At 57.7% G+C, this 20,681-nt stretch carries 21 protein-coding genes; 2 read left to right on the plus strand and 19 right to left on the minus strand.

Translation table 11 applies throughout. The annotated features are described in order from the left end of the window. Positions 1 to 102: 102 nt before the first annotated feature. Positions 103 to 1,152, minus strand: coding sequence for a BMP family ABC transporter substrate-binding protein (locus tag BP869_RS03400; protein ID WP_342676895.1), 1,050 nt, complete (start codon positions 1,150 to 1,152; stop codon positions 103 to 105). Between the two features lie 119 nt (positions 1,153 to 1,271). On the opposite strand from BP869_RS03400, the gene BP869_RS03405 reads away from it, so the two are divergent. Continuing rightward, positions 1,272 to 1,451 (plus strand): hypothetical protein, encoded by a 180-nt coding sequence (locus BP869_RS03405; protein WP_342676897.1) that lies wholly within the window; start codon positions 1,272 to 1,274, stop codon positions 1,449 to 1,451. 56 nt (positions 1,452 to 1,507) lie between these two features. Here the strand turns inward: BP869_RS03405 and BP869_RS03410 are convergent, their stop codons facing one another. From BP869_RS03410 to BP869_RS03435, 6 genes are all read right to left on the minus strand, one after another. Further along, on the minus strand, positions 1,508 to 1,792 hold the full coding sequence (locus BP869_RS03410) for a hypothetical protein (RefSeq protein ID WP_342676899.1): 285 nt from the start codon (positions 1,790 to 1,792) through the stop codon (positions 1,508 to 1,510). Positions 1,793 to 1,802: 10 nt separating this feature from the next. After that, on the minus strand, positions 1,803 to 4,706 hold the full coding sequence (locus BP869_RS03415; protein WP_342676901.1) for an HsdR family type I site-specific deoxyribonuclease: 2,904 nt from the start codon (positions 4,704 to 4,706) through the stop codon (positions 1,803 to 1,805). Between the two features lie 101 nt (positions 4,707 to 4,807). After that, positions 4,808 to 5,182: a hypothetical protein gene (locus BP869_RS03420; protein WP_342676902.1), complete on the minus strand. Its 375-nt coding sequence runs from the start codon at positions 5,180 to 5,182 to the stop codon at positions 4,808 to 4,810. 2 nt (positions 5,183 to 5,184) lie between these two features. Further along, entirely contained in the window at positions 5,185 to 5,736 is a 552-nt protein-coding gene (locus BP869_RS03425; RefSeq protein WP_342676904.1) for a hypothetical protein, read from the minus strand. Beyond that, on the minus strand, positions 5,737 to 6,477 hold the full coding sequence (locus BP869_RS03430; protein WP_342676906.1) for a TIGR04255 family protein: 741 nt from the start codon (positions 6,475 to 6,477) through the stop codon (positions 5,737 to 5,739). 162 nt (positions 6,478 to 6,639) lie between these two features. Beyond that, positions 6,640 to 6,765 (minus strand): hypothetical protein, encoded by a 126-nt coding sequence (locus BP869_RS03435; protein ID WP_342676908.1) that lies wholly within the window; start codon positions 6,763 to 6,765, stop codon positions 6,640 to 6,642. Positions 6,766 to 6,982: 217 nt separating this feature from the next. Between BP869_RS03435 and BP869_RS03440 the strand changes: the two genes are divergently transcribed. Beyond that, a complete protein-coding gene (locus BP869_RS03440; RefSeq protein WP_342676910.1) occupies positions 6,983 to 8,617 on the plus strand; it encodes a hypothetical protein in 1,635 nt (544 codons plus the stop codon). Between the two features lie 47 nt (positions 8,618 to 8,664). On the opposite strand, the gene BP869_RS03445 is transcribed toward BP869_RS03440, so the two are convergent. The 12 genes from BP869_RS03445 to BP869_RS03500 form a co-directional block, all read right to left on the minus strand. Then, the gene (locus tag BP869_RS03445) at positions 8,665 to 9,630 is read right to left on the minus strand and encodes a hypothetical protein (RefSeq protein WP_342676912.1); all 966 of its coding nucleotides are present in this window, start codon (positions 9,628 to 9,630) and stop codon (positions 8,665 to 8,667) included. Then, entirely contained in the window at positions 9,611 to 10,138 is a 528-nt protein-coding gene (locus BP869_RS03450; protein WP_342676914.1) for a DUF6932 family protein, read from the minus strand. Before BP869_RS03450 ends, BP869_RS03445 begins: the two co-directional genes overlap by 20 nt. 63 nt (positions 10,139 to 10,201) lie before the next feature. Continuing rightward, complete coding sequence (locus tag BP869_RS03455; RefSeq protein WP_342676915.1) at positions 10,202 to 10,483, minus strand: hypothetical protein; 282 nt, start codon at positions 10,481 to 10,483, stop codon at positions 10,202 to 10,204. Continuing rightward, positions 10,480 to 11,298 (minus strand): hypothetical protein, encoded by an 819-nt coding sequence (locus tag BP869_RS03460; protein ID WP_342676916.1) that lies wholly within the window; start codon positions 11,296 to 11,298, stop codon positions 10,480 to 10,482. The genes BP869_RS03455 and BP869_RS03460 overlap by 4 nt, the downstream gene beginning before the upstream one ends. Continuing rightward, positions 11,298 to 12,545 carry a restriction endonuclease subunit S gene (locus BP869_RS03465; protein WP_342676918.1) on the minus strand — a complete coding sequence of 416 codons (1,248 nt, stop codon included), beginning with the start codon at positions 12,543 to 12,545 and terminating at the stop codon, positions 11,298 to 11,300. Before BP869_RS03465 ends, BP869_RS03460 begins: the two co-directional genes overlap by 1 nt. Next, positions 12,538 to 14,016, minus strand: coding sequence for a class I SAM-dependent DNA methyltransferase (locus BP869_RS03470; RefSeq protein ID WP_342676920.1), 1,479 nt, complete (start codon positions 14,014 to 14,016; stop codon positions 12,538 to 12,540). Before BP869_RS03470 ends, BP869_RS03465 begins: the two co-directional genes overlap by 8 nt. Then, complete coding sequence (locus BP869_RS03475; protein WP_342676922.1) at positions 14,017 to 15,516, minus strand: class I SAM-dependent DNA methyltransferase; 1,500 nt, start codon at positions 15,514 to 15,516, stop codon at positions 14,017 to 14,019. A gap of 86 nt (positions 15,517 to 15,602) precedes the next feature. Beyond that, entirely contained in the window at positions 15,603 to 15,854 is a 252-nt protein-coding gene (locus BP869_RS03480; RefSeq protein WP_342676924.1) for a hypothetical protein, read from the minus strand. Next, entirely contained in the window at positions 15,824 to 18,601 is a 2,778-nt protein-coding gene (locus BP869_RS03485; protein ID WP_342676926.1) for a hypothetical protein, read from the minus strand. Before BP869_RS03485 ends, BP869_RS03480 begins: the two co-directional genes overlap by 31 nt. After that, complete coding sequence (locus BP869_RS03490; RefSeq protein WP_342676928.1) at positions 18,598 to 18,897, minus strand: hypothetical protein; 300 nt, start codon at positions 18,895 to 18,897, stop codon at positions 18,598 to 18,600. Before BP869_RS03490 ends, BP869_RS03485 begins: the two co-directional genes overlap by 4 nt. After that, complete coding sequence (locus tag BP869_RS03495; RefSeq protein ID WP_342676930.1) at positions 18,894 to 19,157, minus strand: hypothetical protein; 264 nt, start codon at positions 19,155 to 19,157, stop codon at positions 18,894 to 18,896. Before BP869_RS03495 ends, BP869_RS03490 begins: the two co-directional genes overlap by 4 nt. A gap of 298 nt (positions 19,158 to 19,455) precedes the next feature. Further along, complete coding sequence (locus BP869_RS03500) at positions 19,456 to 20,025, minus strand: cobalt-precorrin-7 (C(5))-methyltransferase (protein WP_342677399.1); 570 nt, start codon at positions 20,023 to 20,025, stop codon at positions 19,456 to 19,458. Between the last annotated feature and the right edge of the window lie 656 nt (positions 20,026 to 20,681).

Raw genomic sequence — 20,681 nt, forward strand, 5'->3', positions numbered from 1 at the left:
GTCGGAATTGCACGCCGGGTCAAAGACCGGCGGCCACCTGACCTTCCTGTTCGTTCAGGGTCGAGACTCTCTCCCTGTCGGCCGGGATGGGGTGCTCCCGTATCAGGGCGTCATTGACGCAGGCGTATCGTCGCCCGGCCGAACGGACTGGTTGAGGGAAAATCCGCTCTCCGGCACGGAGCGGCGGAGGTATGCCTCTTCCGCGTCCTGCGCCCGCACCTCCCACGCGCTGACGGTCTCGTTGTAGACGGCGAACCTCGGGTTGACGACGATGCCGGTCGCACCGTCTTCGAGCCCGGCGACCTGGTCGCCGCCGGTGAACGTACCGTTCAGGTGCTCCGCGATGCCGGTGGAGACGACGCGGTCGACCCGCTTTATTGCGGACGCGAGCACGACGTCCGGGCCGAGCGGCGACTGGTCGGTGTCGGTCCCGATAATATACCGGCCGGTGGCATTCCCTGCCGCATCGAACACTCCCATGCTGGAATACCCGGCGCACGTGAAGATCACGTCGGTCCCGGTGCCGTACATCCTTTCGGCAATCCGGCCCGCCTCTCCGGGATCGGTGAACCCGTCGGTGGAGTGCTGCCGCACATAGGCATGGTCCACCACGACCGACGCGTTGACGGCACGGGCGCCGTCCGTGTATCCCCGGAGGAACGTATCGAGGAGGTCGGACTGCGTGCCGAGGATGATGCCGACCCGCCCGGTCCGCGTCGCCGAGGCCGCAAGGACGCCGGCCAGGTAACTGTCGCCGTAGGAGACGAACTCGTATGCCCTGACATTGTCGGACCCGATGCCCGCCTGGTCGACGGCGAGGAACCTGATGTCAGGGTGGTCCTGCGCGAGCTGGCGGGTGAGGTTGGCGTACTGGTAGCCGACCGTTATGACGAGGCCGGGTTTTTCCGTGCCGGCGAGAAGGCCGGGGAGGGTGTCGCAGTCGCGGGGCGTGAACTCCCGTGCGGTGAACGACAGGGTGTCGTGCGCCGCGAGCAGGCCCTGGTGTGCGGTGTCGGTGTACGAGAGGTCGCCAATATCCGACCCGTACAGGATGTACACGGAGGGGAGGGAGGACGACCCGGTGCACCCGGCGGCGGCGAGCAGGAGGGCGAGGACGATGGTGAGGGAGATGAGGGGGAAGGACGGTTTCATGGGGAGAGGTGGTTCTGGATGGGTATTAAACGGGGGGGATGGCGTGGGGGAGGTGGTCGCTCCTGTTTCGGCAGCTTCATCGGGGACGTTGCCGCATCGGTGTACAGGAGGTGCCGACGATGAAAAACGTCGATATGAAACGGGACGGGGATAGGCTGGTGATCACGGTCGACCTCTCGAAGGATTTCGGGGAGTCGAAGTCAGGGAAGTCGATCACGATCGCGTCCACGGAGGGGAATGTCTCGGTGCCGGGGGACGAGGAGGTCAAGATCGGGCTGAATGTGTACAGGAAAAAGTGAGATCGGGGTGTGGTGCTCAGGAGAGCAGAAGAGGGGAAAACGTGGCGGAGTAATGATCAGGGGAGATATCCCAGAACATGAAGGATCGCCCAGGCATATGCAGGCCTTTCATCTGCAACGTCACGTCTATAGTCAGTCGGAGAGGAGATACGTAACCCCCCTTCGATCTTCTCTACGGCTCTCTCCAGGTTTTTCCTGCTCATACTCTGTTTGCCCGAGGGGAGCTTGATGTACACAGAACTGGCCGTGACCCTTGCAATCGTTACTTTTTTTCGGTTAATTGTCTCTGTTTCCGGATTTTCCTGATACCTTCTCATCACACTGTTCCAGTCAAGCGGCATTTCCATCCCCTCAATAATACTGCCTGATATATTCATACGCCCTGTCGAAGAGATCCTGATCGTTCTGCAACTGGTATTTTCTGAGCGCCCCCCGGAGGGCCTTCTTCACGTCCCGCTCCCCCGGGTTGCTCTGCTGCCAGCCATCGAACCTGACCGCCCGCACCACCGCGTCGATGTCGGTGACAATTCTCTCGATGATCACCGGCGTCGTATCGGTCCGCGCCTCCTCAAAAAGTTCGGTCAGGGCAGCCTTCGCCTGCTGCTGTTCCTCGACCGTTTCAACCTCTTTCTCGGCCTGCACCACATCGCGTGCGAGCTGGATGAGGGACTTCAGAAATTCCAGACTGTCGATGAACCCACGCTCGTACTGCTCTTTGATCTGCTCCAGACGCTCCCCAAGCCTGACGAATGCCGGATTGTTGGCATGTTTCCTGAGGCGCTTGATGATCTGGATCTCCAGTTTCTTGATCGTGTGCTCGTCCCTGTTCTCCAGCAGATCCCTCACCGTATCCTCATCGATCACGATCTCGTCGAAGTCGTCCCTGATCCCTTCGACGTGCACATTTTCATGGATGATCTCGATGGTCTTCGCCCCCAGTTTCTTCCAGAGGAGACGGCCTGCACAGTTGACCGGCCTCACCGATTCATAGACCTGGGTAAGCCAGCGGTAGTCCCCCTTGTATGTCGCCAGGAAGGGGTCAGGCGACATGGCCTCCCAGAGTTTTGCAAGGTTGATATAATCGAGGGCGAAGGCATCGCGTGCCTCGTTGGTCGGGATGCACTGCTGGGCGGCGATGAGTCCCTCCCACCCGTTCACACCCCGGTCGACACCGGGAAAATGGGCGAGGCAGGCCGCGAGCATCTGGGGGAACTGGTCTTTCAGGCTGTCGATGTTGGTGACGATCTCTCTCATCCTCTTCTCGTCGAAGGCGAGGGATCTGGCCACCTCGTCGAAGACCCCGATGTAGTCCACGATCAACCCGAAGGACTTGCCTGAATAGGGCCGGTTGGTCCGGCAGATCGCCTGCAGGAGAGTGTGGTTCTTCATGAGTTTGTCGAGGTACATCGTCTGGAGGACGGGTGCGTCAAAGCCGGTGAGGAGTTTGGCGGTGACGATGACAAACTGCAGGGGGTCGAGCGGGTCACGGTAGCGGTCGAGGAGTTTCTCCTCGTCCTCCTTGCTCCGATCCCAGCGGTGCTTCCACTCGTCGGGGTCGCTGCGGCCGAGGGTCATGACAATATCCGACGCCTCGGGCGGGAGGAGTTTATCGAGGGCCTCTTTGTACTGGACGCAGGACTGCCGGTCATAACAGACGATCATCGCCTTGAAGCCATGCGGCTCGACCGATTCCTTGAAATGACGCACGATGTCCTCGGCCACCCGTTCAATCCGTTCACGGGCATGGACGAAGGTGGACCGGCGGCTGGCCCTCCGGATCAGGTCCCGTGTCTCGTCTTCCTCAAGGGAGTCGGTGAGGGTGGAGAAGGCCTCGTCGATCCCCTCCCGATCGATATGGTACTCGATGAGACGGGGCTCGAAGTGGAGGGGAAGTGTGGCGCCGTCTCGCATGGCGTCCTCGGGCGAGTAGATGCTGAGGTATCCTGACTCGTCCTCCGTTGCTCCGAAGGCCCGGAAGGTGTTGCGGTCCACCTCGTTGATGGGGGTGCCGGTGAGGCCGAAGAGGAAGGCATTAGGGAGGGCCTCCCGCATCTTCTGGCCGAGGTCGCCCTCCTGTGTGCGGTGGGCCTCGTCGCAGAGGAGGATGATGTTGGCCCGGTCGTTGAGGACGCCGTCGGCCTCGGCGAACTTGTGGATGGTGGTGATGATGATCTTTCTGGTGTCCTGGGAAAGGAGGCGCCTGAGGTCTTCCCGGCTGCCGGCGTTGACGGTGTTGGGGATGTCGGTGGTGTGGAAGGTGGCGTTGATCTGGGTGTCGAGGTCGGTCCGGTCCACGACGACGATCACGGTCGGGTTTCTGAGGGCCGGGTGGAGACGGAGTTTCTGGGCGGCGAAGACCATGAGGAAGGATTTCCCCGAGCCCTGGAAGTGCCAGATGAGCCCTTTTTTGATCCGGCCGTCCACGACGCGGTTGACGATCTTGTTGCCGGCATCGTACTGCTGGTGGCGGCAGACGATCTTGATCTTCCGGTTCTGTGCGTCGGTGGCATAGAGGGTGTAGTTCTTGAGGATGTCGAGGACGGTTGCGGGGGCGAGGAGGTTCATGGCGGTGTCCATGACGTCGGCGATGGGGGAGGGGGTCTCCTCGTCTTCGTCCTCTTTCCAGGGGGCCCAGGCATCGAGGGGAGCACGGACGGCGCCGTAATAGAATTTCTTGCCTTCGGTGGCGAAGGAGAAGATGCCAGGGACGAAGAGTGCCGGGACGTTCACCTCATAGTCGTCATGGATCTGTTCGGCGGCGTCGATCCAGCTGATCGCCGGGCGGACGGGGGTTTTACATTCGCCGACGACGAGCGGGATGCCGTTGACGAGGAGGACGTTGTCGGCCCGTCTGGTGACGGCGCCGGCATAGGAGTATTCGGTGGTGGTGACGAAGTGGTTGCTGGCCGGGTGGGCGAAGTCGATGATCTTCACCGGGACATAGCGGTAGTTCTCGCCGAAGGGCATGGAGAGGCCGCCGCAGATGATCTCGGCGAAGCGTTCGTTGGCCCTTACGAGTCCTTCGCCCTGCACGGCGAGGAGGATGGCCCTGAGACGGTAGATGACCTCGTCGGCCCGGTCGGGCTGGCGGGCGATCTCGGGGTTGAGCCTGATGAGAGCGGTTTTGAGGTAGGGTTCGACCAGCACGTCTCCCTCTGTGCGGGGAAGGGTGGCGGCGGGGATGTATGTCCACCCGTTCTGCTTCAGGTGGTCCCGGAGGCCGTCGCGGGCGGTGTTTGCTTCGTCAAAACTCATGGGAGGTCATCTCGATGGATAAAATATTGCTCGAAAGGCAATTGATAGAGAGAATAGTGGCTCAGGGTTATTGTATTTTCGATATGGTTCTTTCTGGGGGGTCATTTGAGGGCATTAATGATCTGATGAGCTTCAGAGATTGAATCGCGCACGCAACTGGATACATTGACTATTTTCTGGAAGGGTTCGTTATAATCACAATCTTTCCGCCACTGGTGAAGGCGACTGAGGTGACGGGCAATATCTGCCATATTTTCGCCTTTAAATCGCTCTCTCAAATTTTTATGGTCGGTGCCGTCGATTTCCGGCACGTACCCCCAGGTATCCTTCGCGTAGTTCTGGGCATGGCGATAGGCACCGTAATACGCTCTGCTCACTGAACAGCGGTATGCGGCCTCCTGTGGGATCAGGTTGTCATCGCCCTGTTTTTTGAGATGTTCGGCAATCTCAACGAACTGCGACCAGGAAAAAATCATGGTTATGAGGTGGGGGGCCTGTAATCGGTGGTCAGGAGGAGCCAGCCGGACTGACCCCAGAGGGCGGGTTCGTATTCGTCACAAATTCTGTCCATTCTTGCGATGATAGTGGGGTCGTACTCCTTCTGCCTGACATAGATGGTCAGGTAGCGGTCGTCGCTTTCCGGGTCCTGGAAGAGGTCGAGGGTAATGGTTGCGTCGTGCCCGAATTCATCTTTGGTGAGGAGGCAGGCGTACATCGTGATCAGGTCGAGGCCGGGATTCTGGAGAATATACTCAAGGACATCTGCCCGGTGTGCGATCTCGATATCCACAAGATCCAGGATTGTGAGGAGGGACTGTTCGACCGTATATGAGAGGCTCGCACTTTCCCCCAGGGCATCTTCGGTATAGGGATCCTGATAACAGGCATAGGTGTCGCTGAAGAGGCGGATGATGAGGTTCCTGAGTTTTGTTATCCATGAGTCTTCCGATGCTTTTTCTTCAGGGAGTTCGGCAAAATACCAGACCTTCTTCGGGGACTCGAAGGGATAGCCTGAGAGATATGCTGTCATTCACTCCTCCTGATCAAAGATCTCTTCCAACTTTTTCGTAATGCAGCCTTTGAAGAGGTTTTTCACCTCGGTATGCGCCTCTTCCACCCATGCGTATGCGTCGTCGGGTTGCACGGTGTCCTTCCGTGCAAGGAAGTAGTCGGTGGTGAGCAGGTAGGCCAGGGTGTTCTGTTTCTCCGGCATCGCCTGGGTCAGTTTCAGCCGGCAGATGTCCCGGTCTTTGTAGGTGAAGTCGCACCCGACCATGAAGTTCTCGACGTCCTGGGGAAGTCCCTCACCCAGATGGGGATAAAAGGTGAAGTAGTCTTCGAGCCTGATTCTCTCTCCCAGGATCTCGATCTTGTCGATGTAGAGGAGGCCGATGCGGTCGAACCCTCTGATGCCCCCGGTAAGGGAGGCGATGGTCTCGTAGGCCTGGCGGATCATCGGGCCGAACACTTCCCACGAGGGATAGGGCCTGAGGCAGTGGATGGAGAGTCCCCGCGGGCCGAGCTGGACGAGCATCTTGCGGTCTTTCGCGAGGAAGACCTGTATATCGATCGTCTCCACCCTGTGCCCCTCGATGCCGGTGGTGTTTGTCTTGATCTCCAGACTCTGTCCCTTTCTGGACTCGCGGATCGGGAAATGATCTCTGACGGCGTCGTAGAAGCGGTCGGGGAGGTCGTGGTCCCACGGCGTATCGGACGAAAACCGGAACTCACAGACTGCTTCGACGATGGGTGGGTTCCGATACTCGTTCATGGATATTCACGCTCCCGTATACAATTGTTCGGAAGATGGTAATAGGTTCTTCTTTCTTGACCTGATATCCTGTGGCATCATGGATATAGGTGTCGGTTGGGTCGGGAGAGGGTCGCAGGGGCGAGAAAAGAGGGATGTTTCCAGCGAAAGAAAGGGAAGGGTTTACTTCTTCCCCTTCGATGCAGCCGCCTGGGCACGGGCCTTGAAGCCCTGATTGGTTCCACTCCGGTCGGCATGGGACTGGACGCGGGCCGCAGCCTTCTGGTTCATTGCTGTGTTCTTTGCCATCATTCACCTCCCTACACATAAAATTCTGAATGTCGGCAGGATAAATCCCGTGAAAGGGTCGGGTGGAGAGAGGTGTGGTCGACGCGTCTGGTGACCGTCTGTAGAGTCGACGCGTCTGCTGATGGTCGGTCGGGTCGATGCTTTCCGGCCTCTTATCCGGTGCATTGATGACATATGAACGGGTATTTTCATGGAAAGCGACAGGGAAGATTCTGTTATGGAACCGGAAGAGATGACGAAACAGAAGTGGGGGGTGCTCAGGTATTTTGTCGAGAACACGACAGGATACAAAAAACCCTATTGGACGAGAAAATGCGGTGTCGTGATCACGACCGCTGAGGGGGAGGACCGCTTCTATTCGTATCCGTCACGGATCCACGAAGATTTTGGGAAGTCATACTTTTTACCGCAGGAGAAGACGTCGATCACAAAGGACTGGGCCGGAAAGATCTGCGAGGATCTCTGTGCAGTCGGGATCCTGGGGTCTGAGATGATAAAGGCGCCCCGGCAGAGCGGAGAAACGCCGCACTACTATCTGAAGGAGGGGTATGAGCCGTACATCCAGGTCATGAAATTCTTCTTCGAGATGGTCACCGACCCCAGGATGCAGCGGGTGACGATGAGCGACTATGTCCAGGAGCACACCGACGCCGGGCTGGTCAGGTATATCCTCCACAAAAATGGGGCGGAGATGCGGCGGATGGTTCCGCTCAGGGAGTGGGACGTCCATGAGGCGCCGAAGGTCTTCGAGGAGTATTATCGTGCGGAGAACCAGAACGGGGGTGTTCCGCCGTGCTCGTTTGCGGCATATGTGCAGGGTGAGGAGTCATGCTCCCCGACGGTGTCGCTCAGGCTCCCGGTGTTTCCGGACGGTCTCTCTGAGGAGGAGAGGATGGCGGCGATCGAGTATCTGAACAGGCAGACGTTTGAGCGCCATGCCTGGCTGAAACATTACCGGAGCGGGATTCTGGAGCACTATGAACGTGTTGAGTACGAACGCTGGGTCCTCCCGATCCTCGCCCTGATCCGGGCGTCGCCCGCGGCCCTTGAAGTGTTCCTCTTCGGGGACTGGAAGCCCTATGGGCTGGAGTCAAGGTGCTACTGTTTCTCTGCAGACGGAGGGTCCTGCATGAGCTATCCCCTCTTCACCCTGCTGTTTGCGGCGGTCAGGGACCTGGCGATGGTGCGGGACGTGGAGGGGGACCATCTGGTAGAGAAGGTGTGCTTCCGCCCGGCGCATGTGGCGTCGCCAGACGGCACCGGGTCGGCATTGCTGGAGATCGAGTTGACTGATTGGCGGAGGGTGTACTATGACGCGGAGTTCGACACGGAACAGCGGTGGATCGCCGTCAGCGACAGCGATGTGGTCCAGCCGGCCAATGAAACGAATTACTCCTTCAGGTCGTGGGTGACGATCCCGGTGTACAGGTCAGGCGGTACATTTTTTGCGCCCGATGAATTTCCGGCAGTGCTGCGGTTCCTCGGGCACCTCCGGGACACGCCGACCATAGCGGCCAGAGATCTGTTCGGGCGGCTCTCGCACGAGGTGCAGAACACCATCGCCACCCTCGGCGATGGGGAGGTCCCGGCCGACTCTCCGAAGGGGCGGGCGGTCCTCCGGGACCTGAACGAACTGCTTCTCTGTGAAGACCTCTATGTGCCTGAACGGTTTCCCGATCTCTGCCTGACGAAGGAGGGAGAACGGGTGATCGGCCCCGATCCAATCTGCCGCTCGTCGTGGGATACGATCGAACGGGCATACTTCAACCGGGAACTGCTGGAGCGGGTGTTTCCCGGCGTGGTGCCGGAAAGGAAGAGAGGGGAGGGGGAGACGATGCGGTATTTTGTGTAATCTTGCTAAAATAGTATCAAAGTAACAGAATGGAAATTACTATGAGATCATTGATCTCTGAGAGCAGATTGAACAAATTCAATTAATTCCCATTCTTGATGCTCTTCATCAGTGACTTCATTATACTGAGTTGAGACTACAAATTTTACTGTTGTAAATTGATCTAAATATTTCTTTACTGTCGAGTCTGAAATTTTTTCGTTATAGTGGCCATTAATTTGCTTCTCTCCATCTTCTAAAACAAATGTAATCTTACGTTTTAACAGATCAACCATCTTAAGGGTTCCATTATAGGTCTCTTCTTTATCCGGAACTTTTTCCATCTCATCAATAACACGGAATATACTCTCTGCGTTTTCTTTCGTGATTGTAGTTGTGTCAAAGTATTCTCGACCAAATTTATCGTATAATGTTACGTTGGACGAATGGGATTTTAGAACTCCAAGAAATTCTTTGTATTTACTCATCACGCGGGTTCCGACGATTTGTTTTATATTTTTAATTTTTTCTTTGTTGTTTCCACATTCTATTAGATCATTGAATTTCATTAGTGCTCGTTTTGATGGAGCGTCAATTAGAGTAGGAGTATTTCCACTCACAATAACACGAAAAGATCCGCTTGCAGTTGCAATGACATTTAATTGAGCCATTTTTTTGATTTCATTTGATATTGGCCCCCGAGAGGCATCTCCCTGATTTTCTTTTTGGACGAACGCCGTAATAAGGTCCTGGAGTGCACGTAGCGATCCTCCTAAGTAGGAGAGCGAAACCGCAGTTCCACGTACTGCGTCTCCTGTTAAGACGATATCATATGTATCAATCATATTCGACCGATATGACATTTCAAGCTCGTTGAATAACTGCTGCTGCCGACATTTGAGATTATCAAGACCAATCTTTAGGGCAAAATCCTCAGGATAATTGTCTAATAATCTAATATTCTCGTTAATCAGAGAATCAAGATCTTCAAGTTCTTCTTTTATAATTATTGGTTCACGAGGTTTCACTGGCATAAGCCTCCTCCATTATCTTGCTCTGATGGTCTTGAGAGGAGAGATCAAATTGGATCAATCCTTTGGGATTCATTTCTCGATCATGCCCAAACCATTTGATCCAATACTCTTTTCCCGCCAAGGTATGACTATAGCGGGGATCTTCTTTGGGATAGACAAAGATGAAATAAGTGTCGCAACGATAGTTTTCCTTGACCTCTCCATGATTTAGTAGAGAGACGAAATCCGAATCATTTTTTAAGCTATTCACTTTTATTGCATCCACATGGGTTACAAAATCAATGTCACCCGGGTTTTCCTTTTTGGTGGTATAACTTCCGTCAAGCCATTGAAGATCAGCCACATCATATTGTATCATTTTATTGCAGTAATGGGTATATCTCGCAAATATATCTTTACGGGATGCAGATTTTTTGAAATTTAAAACGTATTTTTGTTTAAATTCTGGTATCGAAGGCTTATGGATCCCTTCGGGGAGATTTCCATGCTGGTTAAGGTCCGGAATCATTCAAAAGCAATAAGAGTCGTCATCAATATTATCTTTTCTATTTGATTGCGGGAATGTTCCTGATTAGTAACGATTCGTAGTATTCAAAAAAGTTACGAAAGATAATGCCCCACCGACACCAAAGGCCGTATCAATAGCGATCCTTCCACAATCGATAACATTTTCCTGGGCTTCTTTCCATGCCCCCTCAACAGGACATGCAGAGGTTATCGCCGATGTAATGTCTGGGAAAACAACCTGGGTTATCAGCACTTGAATGACCTCTCCTATTATCGCCCCAACAATGAAACCCATGATGGCAAGGATTATCGTACCATCAACAACACCGAGATCGTTCAGTTTCATACCGCATCATTCTCAAAGAAATCCCGTAATTCATAGATCCTCTTACAACACGGGATGAACAACTGAAGATTGACGTAGCACTGCTCTCGCGAAAGCACCTTGCCGCTCGGGTGGCCGGACTCGTTGCGATAGTTTCTGATGAGTGAAACGATCATGTCGAGGTTCGTGTCGAGGTCTTCTTTGAGGTTGGAAGGGAGATCCTTTTTGATCTCGGTGAGTTTATGCTTGAATTTGTTGAATTTCTTCAGCAGGGTTGTTTCCTGAGATACTTTCTCAAAGTGGGCAGAGTATTTACTGTTCTTTTCGATGACATCATACAGAGAATCAAGCGTGTATTCGAGGGCGACGCCCAGCATCACGGCAGAGGAGAGCCTGCATCCCACTAAAAACGCCTGCATTGCCTCTTTGAGATAGGAAACAGTGAGTCTGTCGATGGCGGGGATGCTTTCTCTGATGATATTTTCATAACTCGTTAAATCGTGGAAGAAGTAGACATCCTCGTTTTCAAGAATTTTCTTTCCAAAACTGGATACTCTGAAGAAAGGATATGCCAGATTTGGATCATTCTCTGCCCCGAGGGTAATAATATTCTGTCTGAACAGATCCCAGAAAACTTCCTGCAATAAGGCTAAATCGTTCTTAGACAACCTTTCTCTTTGCGTTGGGTCATGTGGTAACCCATCCCTCTTCCGTAATACTTCTTTGACATCATCACGAAGGTAAACAAATTGTTGCGAGGTAGGGGAGGATGACGGCTCCCGTCCTGCCAGTATATCAATCGCTGCCTTTCTGATTTCTTCGTATGAATGATCCATCAACTATCATCTCCTGCAGACGGCGAGAGCAATTGACTGATCAACCGCATCTTCAGCGCCTTCGAGGCCTCAACGCTCGCACGGGCGGCGGCGATGGTGTCGTCGATGGCGGAGAGGATGGTGGCGATCTGGCGCTGTTCGGGGAGGGGAGGAAGGGGGATTTCAGTTTTTTTCAAACGACCTACACTTAGGGTGAATAGACCACTTGTACTCATACTTTGTTTTCTTATGATCTGCTGTCCAGCAGGACTATTTAGGAAATATGTCAGATATTCGGAGATAAGCAAATCGTGATCTGGTCGGACACGAATTACATGATTCTGATGTACGCAATCTTTAACTTCCCCCATAAATATCGCCGTTCTACCAACTTCGTCTTGATTCCCGTTCCCTTCAATAACGAGTACATCTCCAGATACTAATCTCCATTGTTCCAGTTCTTCATCGGAAACTTCAAAATAGCGGGGATCACTAAAGTCGATGTAATTTCTTTGAACATGAGCAACGGTAAGATATCTTCGAGGATTATTTTTTGGAGTTCTGTCTTTTGTTTTCTGAATTCCTCCCTTAACATCGCTTATAGATCCGATCTGTAACCCTTCCCACTCCTTCGGCACCACGCCAACCTTCTTCACCTCCCAAAACTCCTCATGCCCGATCCCCTTCGAGAACAACTCCCGCATCATCACCTGCTTATAGTGCTCGGCCTCGGCGAGGAGCGCCTCGTCTTTCACGATCACGTCCTCCGCCGCCCAGAGCACCTTCGCAATGCGGCGCTGCTCCTCGATGGGAGGGAGGGGGAAGGTGTAGGCGGCGAGGTCTCGCCAGATGATGTACGGATTCGTTGACCCCTTCGAGTGCTGGATCGAATACTGGGTAAAGTCCTCGCTCTGCATGAGGAAGGGCAGAAGTTCCGGGATCATCATATCGCCCGTTGGCTCGATAACGAAGGTGGTATTGGCACAGATCCCGTCGAAGGGAGCAATGGCAACCTTTCTCAGATAGGTCCTCCGTGACCCGTAGAGGATCTGGCCCTTCTCAAACTTGCAGTGAAAAGCCGGACCGAGATAATCGTCACCGATGGTTCCCCACTCTCTGATGTGGAGATCATCGGTCTTCATGTGTTCCCCTGCGATGAACTTGTCGAGGCCGCAGGTCTCTCTGTCCACGACATTCTTGACATTCCTGGCAACCTCCTCAAACGAGGCCATCCTCCACCCTCTCGGGAGGTCCGTTGCATCACCCATCCAGCCCCACCTCCTTCAGCACTGCACGCAGTTCTTCCATCGCGTCGCTCTTCTCCGTCGCATACTCCGCCCACTCCTCATACACCCCTGCAAACGTCGGTGTCACCGCCCCGTCATCGCACCGGGCGATATACCGGGGGATGCTCAGGTTCGCGTCCTTCGCCAGGATCTCCTCGACCGGCACAGAGCGGGAAAATCCCTCGACATCCTCGTCGCTCAGGTAGGCCGCCAGGATCTTCTCGATATGCCGGGACTCCAGGAAACTCTGCGCCTTCTCATGGGTCACCTCGTCCACCGCGTTGATGAAGAGGACCCGGCCCTGTCGTGCAGGCGGTTTCTGCATCCGGCACACGATCACGCACGCCTCCATCGGCGAGTTGTAGAAGAGGTTCGGCCCGAGGCCCAGCACACACTCGATCAGGTCGGCCTCCACGATCCGACGACGCATCTCTCTCTCCGCATCGCGGAAGAGCACCCCATGCGGGAAGAGGATCGCACACCGCCCTGTCGCCGGGTCCATGCTCCTGATGATATGCTGGAAAAAGGCGTAGTCCGCACGCCCCTGCGGCGGCACCCCGAAGAGGTTCCGGCCCCAGCGGTCACTCGAAAACGCCTCCCTGTCCCAGCGCGAGATCGAGTACGGCGGATTGGCAAGAATACAGTCAAAGGTCTGCAGACGGTCCTGCTCCACAAACGCCGGGCCCGCCAGGGTGTCGCCCCGCACAATCGTGCAGTCCTCGATACCGTGGAGCAGGAGGTTCGTCCGCCCGATCGAGGACGTGATCAGGTTGATCTCCTGTCCGAAGAGACGCAGACTCCGGTACTCCTTCCCCTGCTCCCGCACCTGCAGGGCGGCGACAAGAAGCATCCCCGCGCTCCCGCAGGTAGGATCGTACACCGACTCCCCCTCCTGCGGGTCGAGCATCTGCGTCATCAACCGCACCAGAGTCCGGTTCGTGTAGAACTCCGCCGCCGTATGCCCCGAATCGTCAGCAAACTTCTTGATCAGATACTCGTAGCCCTGCCCCAGTTCGTCCTGCGGCACATGGGCAAGGGAGAGCGTCTCGGACGAGAAATGCTCCACCAGATCGCGGAGCGTCGCGTCGGAGAGGAAGTTCTTGTTCGTCCACGACGTGTCCCCGAAGATCCCGGCAAGCGTCTCCCTGTTCGCGTCCTCGATCCGGTGCATCGCCTCCTGGACCGCCACCCCCACATCCTCGGTCACCGCCCGGACATCACGCCAGTGCGCCCCCTCCGGCACCACGAAGCGGTGGTCCTCAGGGAAGACCTCGCCGCACGCCGCCAGCGCCCGCTCCGTCTCCTCGTCGTAACAGTCGCAGATCCGCTTGAAGTAGAGCAGCGGGAAGATGTACTGCTTATAGTCGCTCGCATCGATATAGCCCCTGAGCAGCACCGCCGCCCCCCAGAGATACTTCTCCAGTGCGGCCTGGGTGATTGGTTCAGGCGCCATTCAGACCACCCCCTCCTCGGCAAGCAACCTCTTCAACCGCTCCTCGGCCTCGGTGCACGCGGCCGCCGCATCCTTCACCCGTGTAAGGCCTTCTTCGACCGTCATCGGGTCCTCCTCGACCACAGGCTCGACATAGAGCGAGATGTTCAGGTTATGGTCCTCTCCCCTGATCTCGTCGAGCGTCGCCACCCGCACCGCACCCGGCACGTCCTGGCACCCCTCGTACCAGGCAGAGATCCGGCCCACATGCTCAGGACAGAGCTGGTTCTGGTTCCGCCCCTTCTGGTACTCATCCGATGCATCGATGAAGAGCACCCGGCCCCGGAGACGCTCCTCCTTCTGCCACCTGAAAACCAGAATGCACGCCGCAAGCGTCGTCCCGTAGAAGAGGTTCGGTCCAAGACCGATCACCGCCTCCAGCAGGTCCATCTCCAGGAGCGCCTTTCTGATCCGCCCCTCGGCACCCTTCCGGAAAAGCGCACCCTGCGGCAACACGATCGCCATCCGCCCGTTCGGCTTCGCCATCGAGGCGATCATGTGCTGGACCCAGGCGAAATCGCCATAACTCTGGGGCGGCATCCCGGCAAAATTCCGGCCATAGGGATCGTGTTCCCAGACCTCCTCCCCCCACTTCTTCAGGGAGAAAGGCGGGTTTGCCACCACGCAGTCGAAGGTCTGGAGACGGTCCTGCTCCACAAACGCCGGGTTCCGGAGCGTGTCCCCCCGCACGATCTGGAAATCCTCGCGGCCGTGCAGGATCAGGTTCATCCGGGCGATCGAGGAGGTGGTCATATTCTTCTCCTGCCCGTAGAGGTGGAGGAGGTTGATGTCCCCCCCATGCTCCTGCACATAGGAAAGGGCCTCCAGCAGCATCCCGGCCGTCCCCACCGCCGGGTCATAGATGCTCTCCCTCTCCTGCGGCTTGAGGATCCGCATCATCAACGTGATGACCATCCTCGGCGTGTAGAACTCGCCGGCCGCCTTATTCGACTCGTCCGCAAATTTCTTGATGAGATACTCATAGGCCCTCCCGGCGATGTCGGGCTCCACAGAGGCATTTGAGAGGTTTTTTTCCGAGAAGTGCTCGATCAGGTTCTTGAGCAGGGCATCGGAGAGGCGCTCCTTGTTCGACCACTGCACATCTCCGAAGATCTGGCTGAGCGTCTTCTCGTTTGCGTGCTCGATACACCGCATCGCGTCCTGGATCGCCTTCCCGATATCCTCGCTCTGTCCCCGGATAGTCTTCCAGTGGCAGCCCGTGGGGATCAGGAAACGGAAGTTCTCCCTGTACTCCGCCTCCTCGATATTCCCATCGGCCTCTGCAACAGCCAGATCGTATTCTTCGTCGTAAACATCGCAGATCCGCTTCAGGAAGAGGAGGGGGAAGATGTAAGTCTTGAAATCAGCCGCGTCGATCGGGCCGCGGAGGATGTTCGCGGCCTCAAAGAGCCATGATTCCAGTTCTGAGAGTGAAAGGGTGTTCTGTTCGTGTGGATCCATCGATTGTATTCACCTGATATCTGTCAAGATGTCGATCTTCCCCCCTAAAAGGAGATCGAAAAAATTTTAGTGCAAATAAAGGTTTTTTAGAGATCACAAATTCTCTTATGTCTTCTTTCGCCGATCTGGTTCACCACCCCCACGATCGCCGTCACCCAGTAAAACCCGAACATCACCATCACGTACACATTCCCGGTCACCCACATCCCAAACCCACACCTCCGCGCCCTCGCCCCTCGGCCGGCCACGAGGACCGCACCCGCCATGCCGAGCACCACCGCCGGCGTCTGGAGAGGGTCGAGGGGGATCACCCGCCCAACCCCCTCTTCTCGTTCCACGCCTGCACCAACCGACCATAACACCTCTCGCAGAGCACCGCCCGCCCGTCGACCGACCGGAACACCGCCCTCCCCTCATCGCACACACTGCACCGCCCGAGGTCGGTCTTCGTCCGGACGAACTCCCGGTGCTCCAGCACACCCGGCAGGGACTCTTGCAGCAGGCCACCTTTATTTACAGCCGTTTGCAGCAGTTTGCGGAAGGCGACGTCATTCAACGGACGATGAGAAATAGTTTGAATCAGATTATCTCCCCCGTGCGGCGATATCCCCCGATCACTTCCAGCATTTTTGATTTCGCACACACACCCACACTCACCCACCCGGAGAGAGGGGGCACCGGGTGTGTGTGTGTTTTGCTGTAAACTAGTACTGAGAGAGAGACGCGTCTCTCTATCTGTACTAGTACTGTCAGTTTCCGGGCCGTCCCTCGCCTTCTGATCTTCGCGGCGGGTGCTGGAATTCTGCTGGAAACCTGCTGCAATGTTGCAAGGGTCGTCGGGGCCGGGACCGCCGTCCCGGTCCGTATCCCCGCCACCGTTATCGATCCACACTCCGGCCCCGCGCGCCCACTGTCGGTAGATCCTCGGATCGAAGGAGAAGAGGTGCTCCCGCCGGCGGACCGCACACCCGTCCCTGTCCTCCAGGACCGTGGTGTCGAGGTAACTGATCGCCGGACACTTCTCCAGGAGGCCGGAGTAGGTCGTCCCGCGGCTTGCGTAGCCATGGAGGATGCGGCGGGTCTGGTGATACGAGAGGCCGAGGGCGTCCTGGAGCATCCTGACGGTGAACTGCTCCCACCCCATCGTCTCGACGGTCGCCAGCGCGGCGGATTCGTTCTTCGTGAGTTTCGTCTCCTGCCCGCCGGCCTCGCCGTTGATCGCGGCGTAGATCCTGGCGGCGGCGGCGAAGTCAGACCTGTCGGCCCTGATGCCGCCGTCGTACGCCTCCCTCTGGAAACGGTGGAGGAGGGCGTGGCACTTGATGAGGTCGAAGAGCATGCCGGGGTTCCGGCGGTTCGTCGTGGCGGAGAAGTGCACCTTCTCGGCGTACGGGATGGAGACGTGGAGACGTTCCTCCTTCAACACCTCCCAGATGGCCCGGCAGACCGGGAGGGCCGGGTCCTCGTCGTCGCCGTCGTCCTCTCTGGCTTCCTTCTCTTTCATGTGCCTGAGCACTCTCTCGTCCTGCTCGGCCGAGTCGTCGATCCAGACGGTGAGCATCCTGTTCATCACCTGGTCGTCGCCGACGCTCTCCACTTTCGCGAGCCACCAGACGCACCTCTCCGGGATCCGGCAGACCTGGAGTTTTCTGTCTGCGGTGACGGTGTGGTGCTCGATCCTCTCCCTGAAGTTCGCCGTTGCGCTTTTGAGGACCTCCTGGAGGTCGTCGGAGAGGGAGACGTCGTCGAAGAGGAAGACGGTGCTCGGCCGCATGGCGTCGTTGTAGTAGAGGGCCTTGTTGCTCACCGTCCCCGCGAGGCGGTAGGCCGCGGGGACCTGCTTGAGCATGGTGGTGCAGGCGTGGGTCTTGCCCTTGCCCGAGTTCCCCGACACCGAGACGTGGAGGCCGTTCGTATTCTCGACAGACTGCGAGGCGAGGGACATGACAAGGCACTCGGCGACGGTCCTGTCGCCGACATGCTCGCGGGTGAAGGTGTCGAGGAGGAAGGCGAGCGGGTCGCTGTGGGTGAGGATGTCGAGGGCTTTCTCGCGGTACGCGGGGTCTGGCGCCGGCGGCGAGGGGGGAGGGGGCGGCACCTCCTCTTTCATCCTCTTTTTTTTCGGTTCGTGCATGGCCCGCAACTCCGGCCACCTCTGCGTCCCGCCGCCGCAACTCGCGTGATGGCAGCCGGCATAGACCGCTCCCGAGGGGAACTGCACGGCGAAGGCGCCGTCGTGGTGGGCGGTCGAGAAGGGACAGTCCTCCAGGACATGGAGGGTGCCGCCCTGCCAGGGCCGCGTGCTCCGCACCCCGAGGCCGTGCTCCCTGAGCCACGCGGCGAGGTTGATCTTCCCGCCCGTCGGCGCCGCCGGGGCCTCGACCGGGAGGCGAGTGGCGATCTCCTTGAGGCGTTCTGCCGTGACGATCTCCCTCTCCTCGGGCACCGAGAGGACCCGCGCCCGCCGGTGCGGCCTCCCGGGGGTGTTGTCCCCCTTCCGCGAGCACGTCCCGTAGAGTTTCCAGATCCGGGCGGCGTTGAAGTTCGCCGTGTCGACAGTGACCGTCTCGTCGGAGAACAACGCGTCGAGGGTGGCGAGCACGCCCTTCACGAGTCCCCCGTCGTCGTTCGGAAGGTCGATCGGGTAGAGGAGGTGGGCCCCGTTCCCGGAGTCGGCGCGGATCGGATGGGGGAACCCCTGCTCGTCGAGCCAGAGGGCGATCGCGTCCGCACGGCGGAGCGCCGCGGCGTGCTCCTCCTCCGTCGACGACACCCCGCTCGGCCGCACAGGGTCGAGGTCGACGGGCAGCCAGCGGCGGCGGACGATGTCGGCGTCCGCGGTCGTTGCGTCGCTCCGCGAGAGGCGCATCTTCACCCTGTTCGCCCTGCGGGCCAGGAGGGCCGGGTCCACCTCGTTCAGGGTGACGTAGATCCCCTTCACATCGGGATCGGCGTCGAGGGCCTCCGCAGACGCGGCGAGTTTCGCAAAGTCGTCGAAGTAGCCGGAGTGCGTCGCATAGTCGCCGAGGGCCCGCACCTCCACCACGCCGCCGGAAAACAGGGCGGCAAGGGCCTGCCTGATCATCCCCACCCCTCCGGCACCAGGGGAAACAGCGGGGCCGAACGGGCCTCGCCCGTGGCGACGCGGCGGAACGAGACGAGCGGCACGATGAAGTGGCCGGAGACCGTGAAGACCTTCACCGCACGGCCTGCAGGGTTCACGGCCGCGTGGCCCACGATCGCCGGGCCCTCCCGCGTCACCGGCACCGCGTGGCCGTGGAAGATCAGGCCACGCAGGTCGTCGGGTGCGATCCGGTAACGTTCGCGGCCGACGAGCAGGTAGACGGCGTCGTCGGACCCGAGACGGAGAGTGGCACTCATTCCCGCACCACCACCGTGATCCCGTACATGTGCCGGCCGCCCCGCGTCACGTGCACCTCGCTGACCACGCCGCCGAGCCTCTTCACCTCGGCCATGACGGTAGGGGCGATGAGGTACAGGGGTACCGGGCCGGTGGTGTGGACACCATTCGATGCGCTTAATACCGAGGACGCCGACGTGGTGGTGGCGGTCTTCCTGGATCCGGTGTTGGCGCACGGGGAGTCATGAAGGCTGCCGTCTATCCTGTCATCGCCCGGCATTTCTCTCCCTCTTTGCAGTTTGTCGTCTTCCGGCCGTACAGTCCCTGATCCGCGGACCCGGGACATCCTGAGATCTCTTGCATGTTTTTCAGTCCTCCTGTGCGGGCCGCCGCATCGATCCGGGCGACGCCGCACCGGGGAGAAGGTGGGGGAGAGAGGATAAAAGAGGGAGGTAAGTGGGCCGAAAGAGCGAAAGTCGAATCGAGAGGGGGGGTATTGACCGCCCGGCAACAGGTCGTGAAGACGGCGACGAAAAAAAGAATTTTTCAGGGCCAGGAGGCCCCGTCCATTTCGCGGCTCAGAACCCCGCGACCACGACGAAGAGGCCGGACACCGGCACCGGCGGGGCGGCCGCCGTGCCGACATCGATCCGCTCCTCAGGGTAGCCGAGGTCCTCGCAGACGGCGATACGCGCCTCGCCGTCCAGCGCCGCGGCGAGGTCGGGGACCGAGAACGCCGGGTCGGCGATGAGGAAGACGACCCGGCCGCGGCCGATCTCCTCTGCCGCGAGGGCGATCGCCGCCGCGTGGTCCCTGCCGTGGGCGTTCACGACGACGCCCCGCACCTGGGAGACGCCGAGGCGGGCGAAGGCGACCTGCATCGAGGAGATGCCGGGCACCACCTCGCCGCCGAGATAGCCGAGGCCCGCGAGCATCGGGTCGCCTGTCGAGAGGACGACCGCGTCCTCCGGGAGGGAGCGGAGGGCTTTGTAGTCGTCGATCTCGTGCACCTCGCACCCGTCGCGGATATGCGGGCGGGCGAGGGCGATCGCACGGGCCGAGCCATAGACGAGGGCGGCGGCCGCAATGACGCGGGCCGCCTCCCCGGTGAGCATGCCCGGGCCGCAGCCCACGCCGACGACCTTCATCGCCGTCGGTTGTGGCATCCCGGTCTGTTCAGACAGGGGGCGATTTTTCTTTTTCACTTCAGATTCGTTTTTTCCAGGCATACTTCCCTCGTTCATCAGGGAATTTTTCATTCGTGCAGGGGATGAACACTATCGTCTCTATGACATCAGGCATATAATGCACCCCTACAACGCTTGAGTGGCCTTTTCTGGTGCATCATCTTTTTCAGGGGACGTGAGTACAGGAAAAGACGTATCACCCGAACAATGTGTCCGACTTTCCTCTCACATGTTGCTATCGTACGTCTCCGCTGGCTCTGTCGTCTGTCTATCCTCTGAATGATAAACGAATTGATCATAAGTAGTATATATTCATATTAATATACTTTAGAACGTGGATGCCAAAATTGGTGTCCCACGGAGGCCTGATCCTCTTATCTACATGTGAAGTCAGGCCCCTGTGTTGCCCGAAGGCTATGGTGCTGTTGGTCATCTGATGAGATAGCCATTGCGGTCCTCTGCCTCCGGAAAGGGTTCACGGAGAATATGAAAATTACGTAGGAAATAATTGGGACTCAGGGAAAAATTTCAAGAAAATATGCAATGACAACTGGTATTACTACGCCATGTCAAACCCAGCACAATCAGTAAAGTCATTGGCTTCCTATTCAAACGCT

This window comes from Methanofollis sp. UBA420 (assembly GCF_002498315.1).
Classification (GTDB): Archaea; Halobacteriota; Methanomicrobia; order Methanomicrobiales; family Methanofollaceae; genus Methanofollis.

Coding starts and splice junctions, on each gene's coding strand:
- BP869_RS03400 (WP_342676895.1), bottom strand. CDS start 1,152: ATGAAACCGTCCTTCCCCCTCATCTCCCTCACCATCGTCCTCGCCCTC.
- BP869_RS03405 (WP_342676897.1), top strand. CDS start 1,272: ATGAAAAACGTCGATATGAAACGGGACGGGGATAGGCTGGTGATCACG.
- BP869_RS03410 (WP_342676899.1), bottom strand. CDS start 1,792: ATGCCGCTTGACTGGAACAGTGTGATGAGAAGGTATCAGGAAAATCCG.
- BP869_RS03415 (WP_342676901.1), bottom strand. CDS start 4,706: ATGAGTTTTGACGAAGCAAACACCGCCCGCGACGGCCTCCGGGACCAC.
- BP869_RS03420 (WP_342676902.1), bottom strand. CDS start 5,182: ATGATTTTTTCCTGGTCGCAGTTCGTTGAGATTGCCGAACATCTCAAA.
- BP869_RS03425 (WP_342676904.1), bottom strand. CDS start 5,736: ATGACAGCATATCTCTCAGGCTATCCCTTCGAGTCCCCGAAGAAGGTC.
- BP869_RS03430 (WP_342676906.1), bottom strand. CDS start 6,477: ATGAACGAGTATCGGAACCCACCCATCGTCGAAGCAGTCTGTGAGTTC.
- BP869_RS03435 (WP_342676908.1), bottom strand. CDS start 6,765: ATGGCAAAGAACACAGCAATGAACCAGAAGGCTGCGGCCCGCGTCCAG.
- BP869_RS03440 (WP_342676910.1), top strand. CDS start 6,983: ATGGAACCGGAAGAGATGACGAAACAGAAGTGGGGGGTGCTCAGGTAT.
- BP869_RS03445 (WP_342676912.1), bottom strand. CDS start 9,630: ATGCCAGTGAAACCTCGTGAACCAATAATTATAAAAGAAGAACTTGAA.
- BP869_RS03450 (WP_342676914.1), bottom strand. CDS start 10,138: ATGATTCCGGACCTTAACCAGCATGGAAATCTCCCCGAAGGGATCCAT.
- BP869_RS03455 (WP_342676915.1), bottom strand. CDS start 10,483: ATGAAACTGAACGATCTCGGTGTTGTTGATGGTACGATAATCCTTGCC.
- BP869_RS03460 (WP_342676916.1), bottom strand. CDS start 11,298: ATGGATCATTCATACGAAGAAATCAGAAAGGCAGCGATTGATATACTG.
- BP869_RS03465 (WP_342676918.1), bottom strand. CDS start 12,545: ATGGGTGATGCAACGGACCTCCCGAGAGGGTGGAGGATGGCCTCGTTT.
- BP869_RS03470 (WP_342676920.1), bottom strand. CDS start 14,016: ATGGCGCCTGAACCAATCACCCAGGCCGCACTGGAGAAGTATCTCTGG.
- BP869_RS03475 (WP_342676922.1), bottom strand. CDS start 15,516: ATGGATCCACACGAACAGAACACCCTTTCACTCTCAGAACTGGAATCA.
- BP869_RS03485 (WP_342676926.1), bottom strand. CDS start 18,601: ATGATCAGGCAGGCCCTTGCCGCCCTGTTTTCCGGCGGCGTGGTGGAG.
- BP869_RS03490 (WP_342676928.1), bottom strand. CDS start 18,897: ATGAGTGCCACTCTCCGTCTCGGGTCCGACGACGCCGTCTACCTGCTC.
- BP869_RS03495 (WP_342676930.1), bottom strand. CDS start 19,157: ATGCCGGGCGATGACAGGATAGACGGCAGCCTTCATGACTCCCCGTGC.
- BP869_RS03500 (WP_342677399.1), bottom strand. CDS start 20,025: ATGAAGGTCGTCGGCGTGGGCTGCGGCCCGGGCATGCTCACCGGGGAG.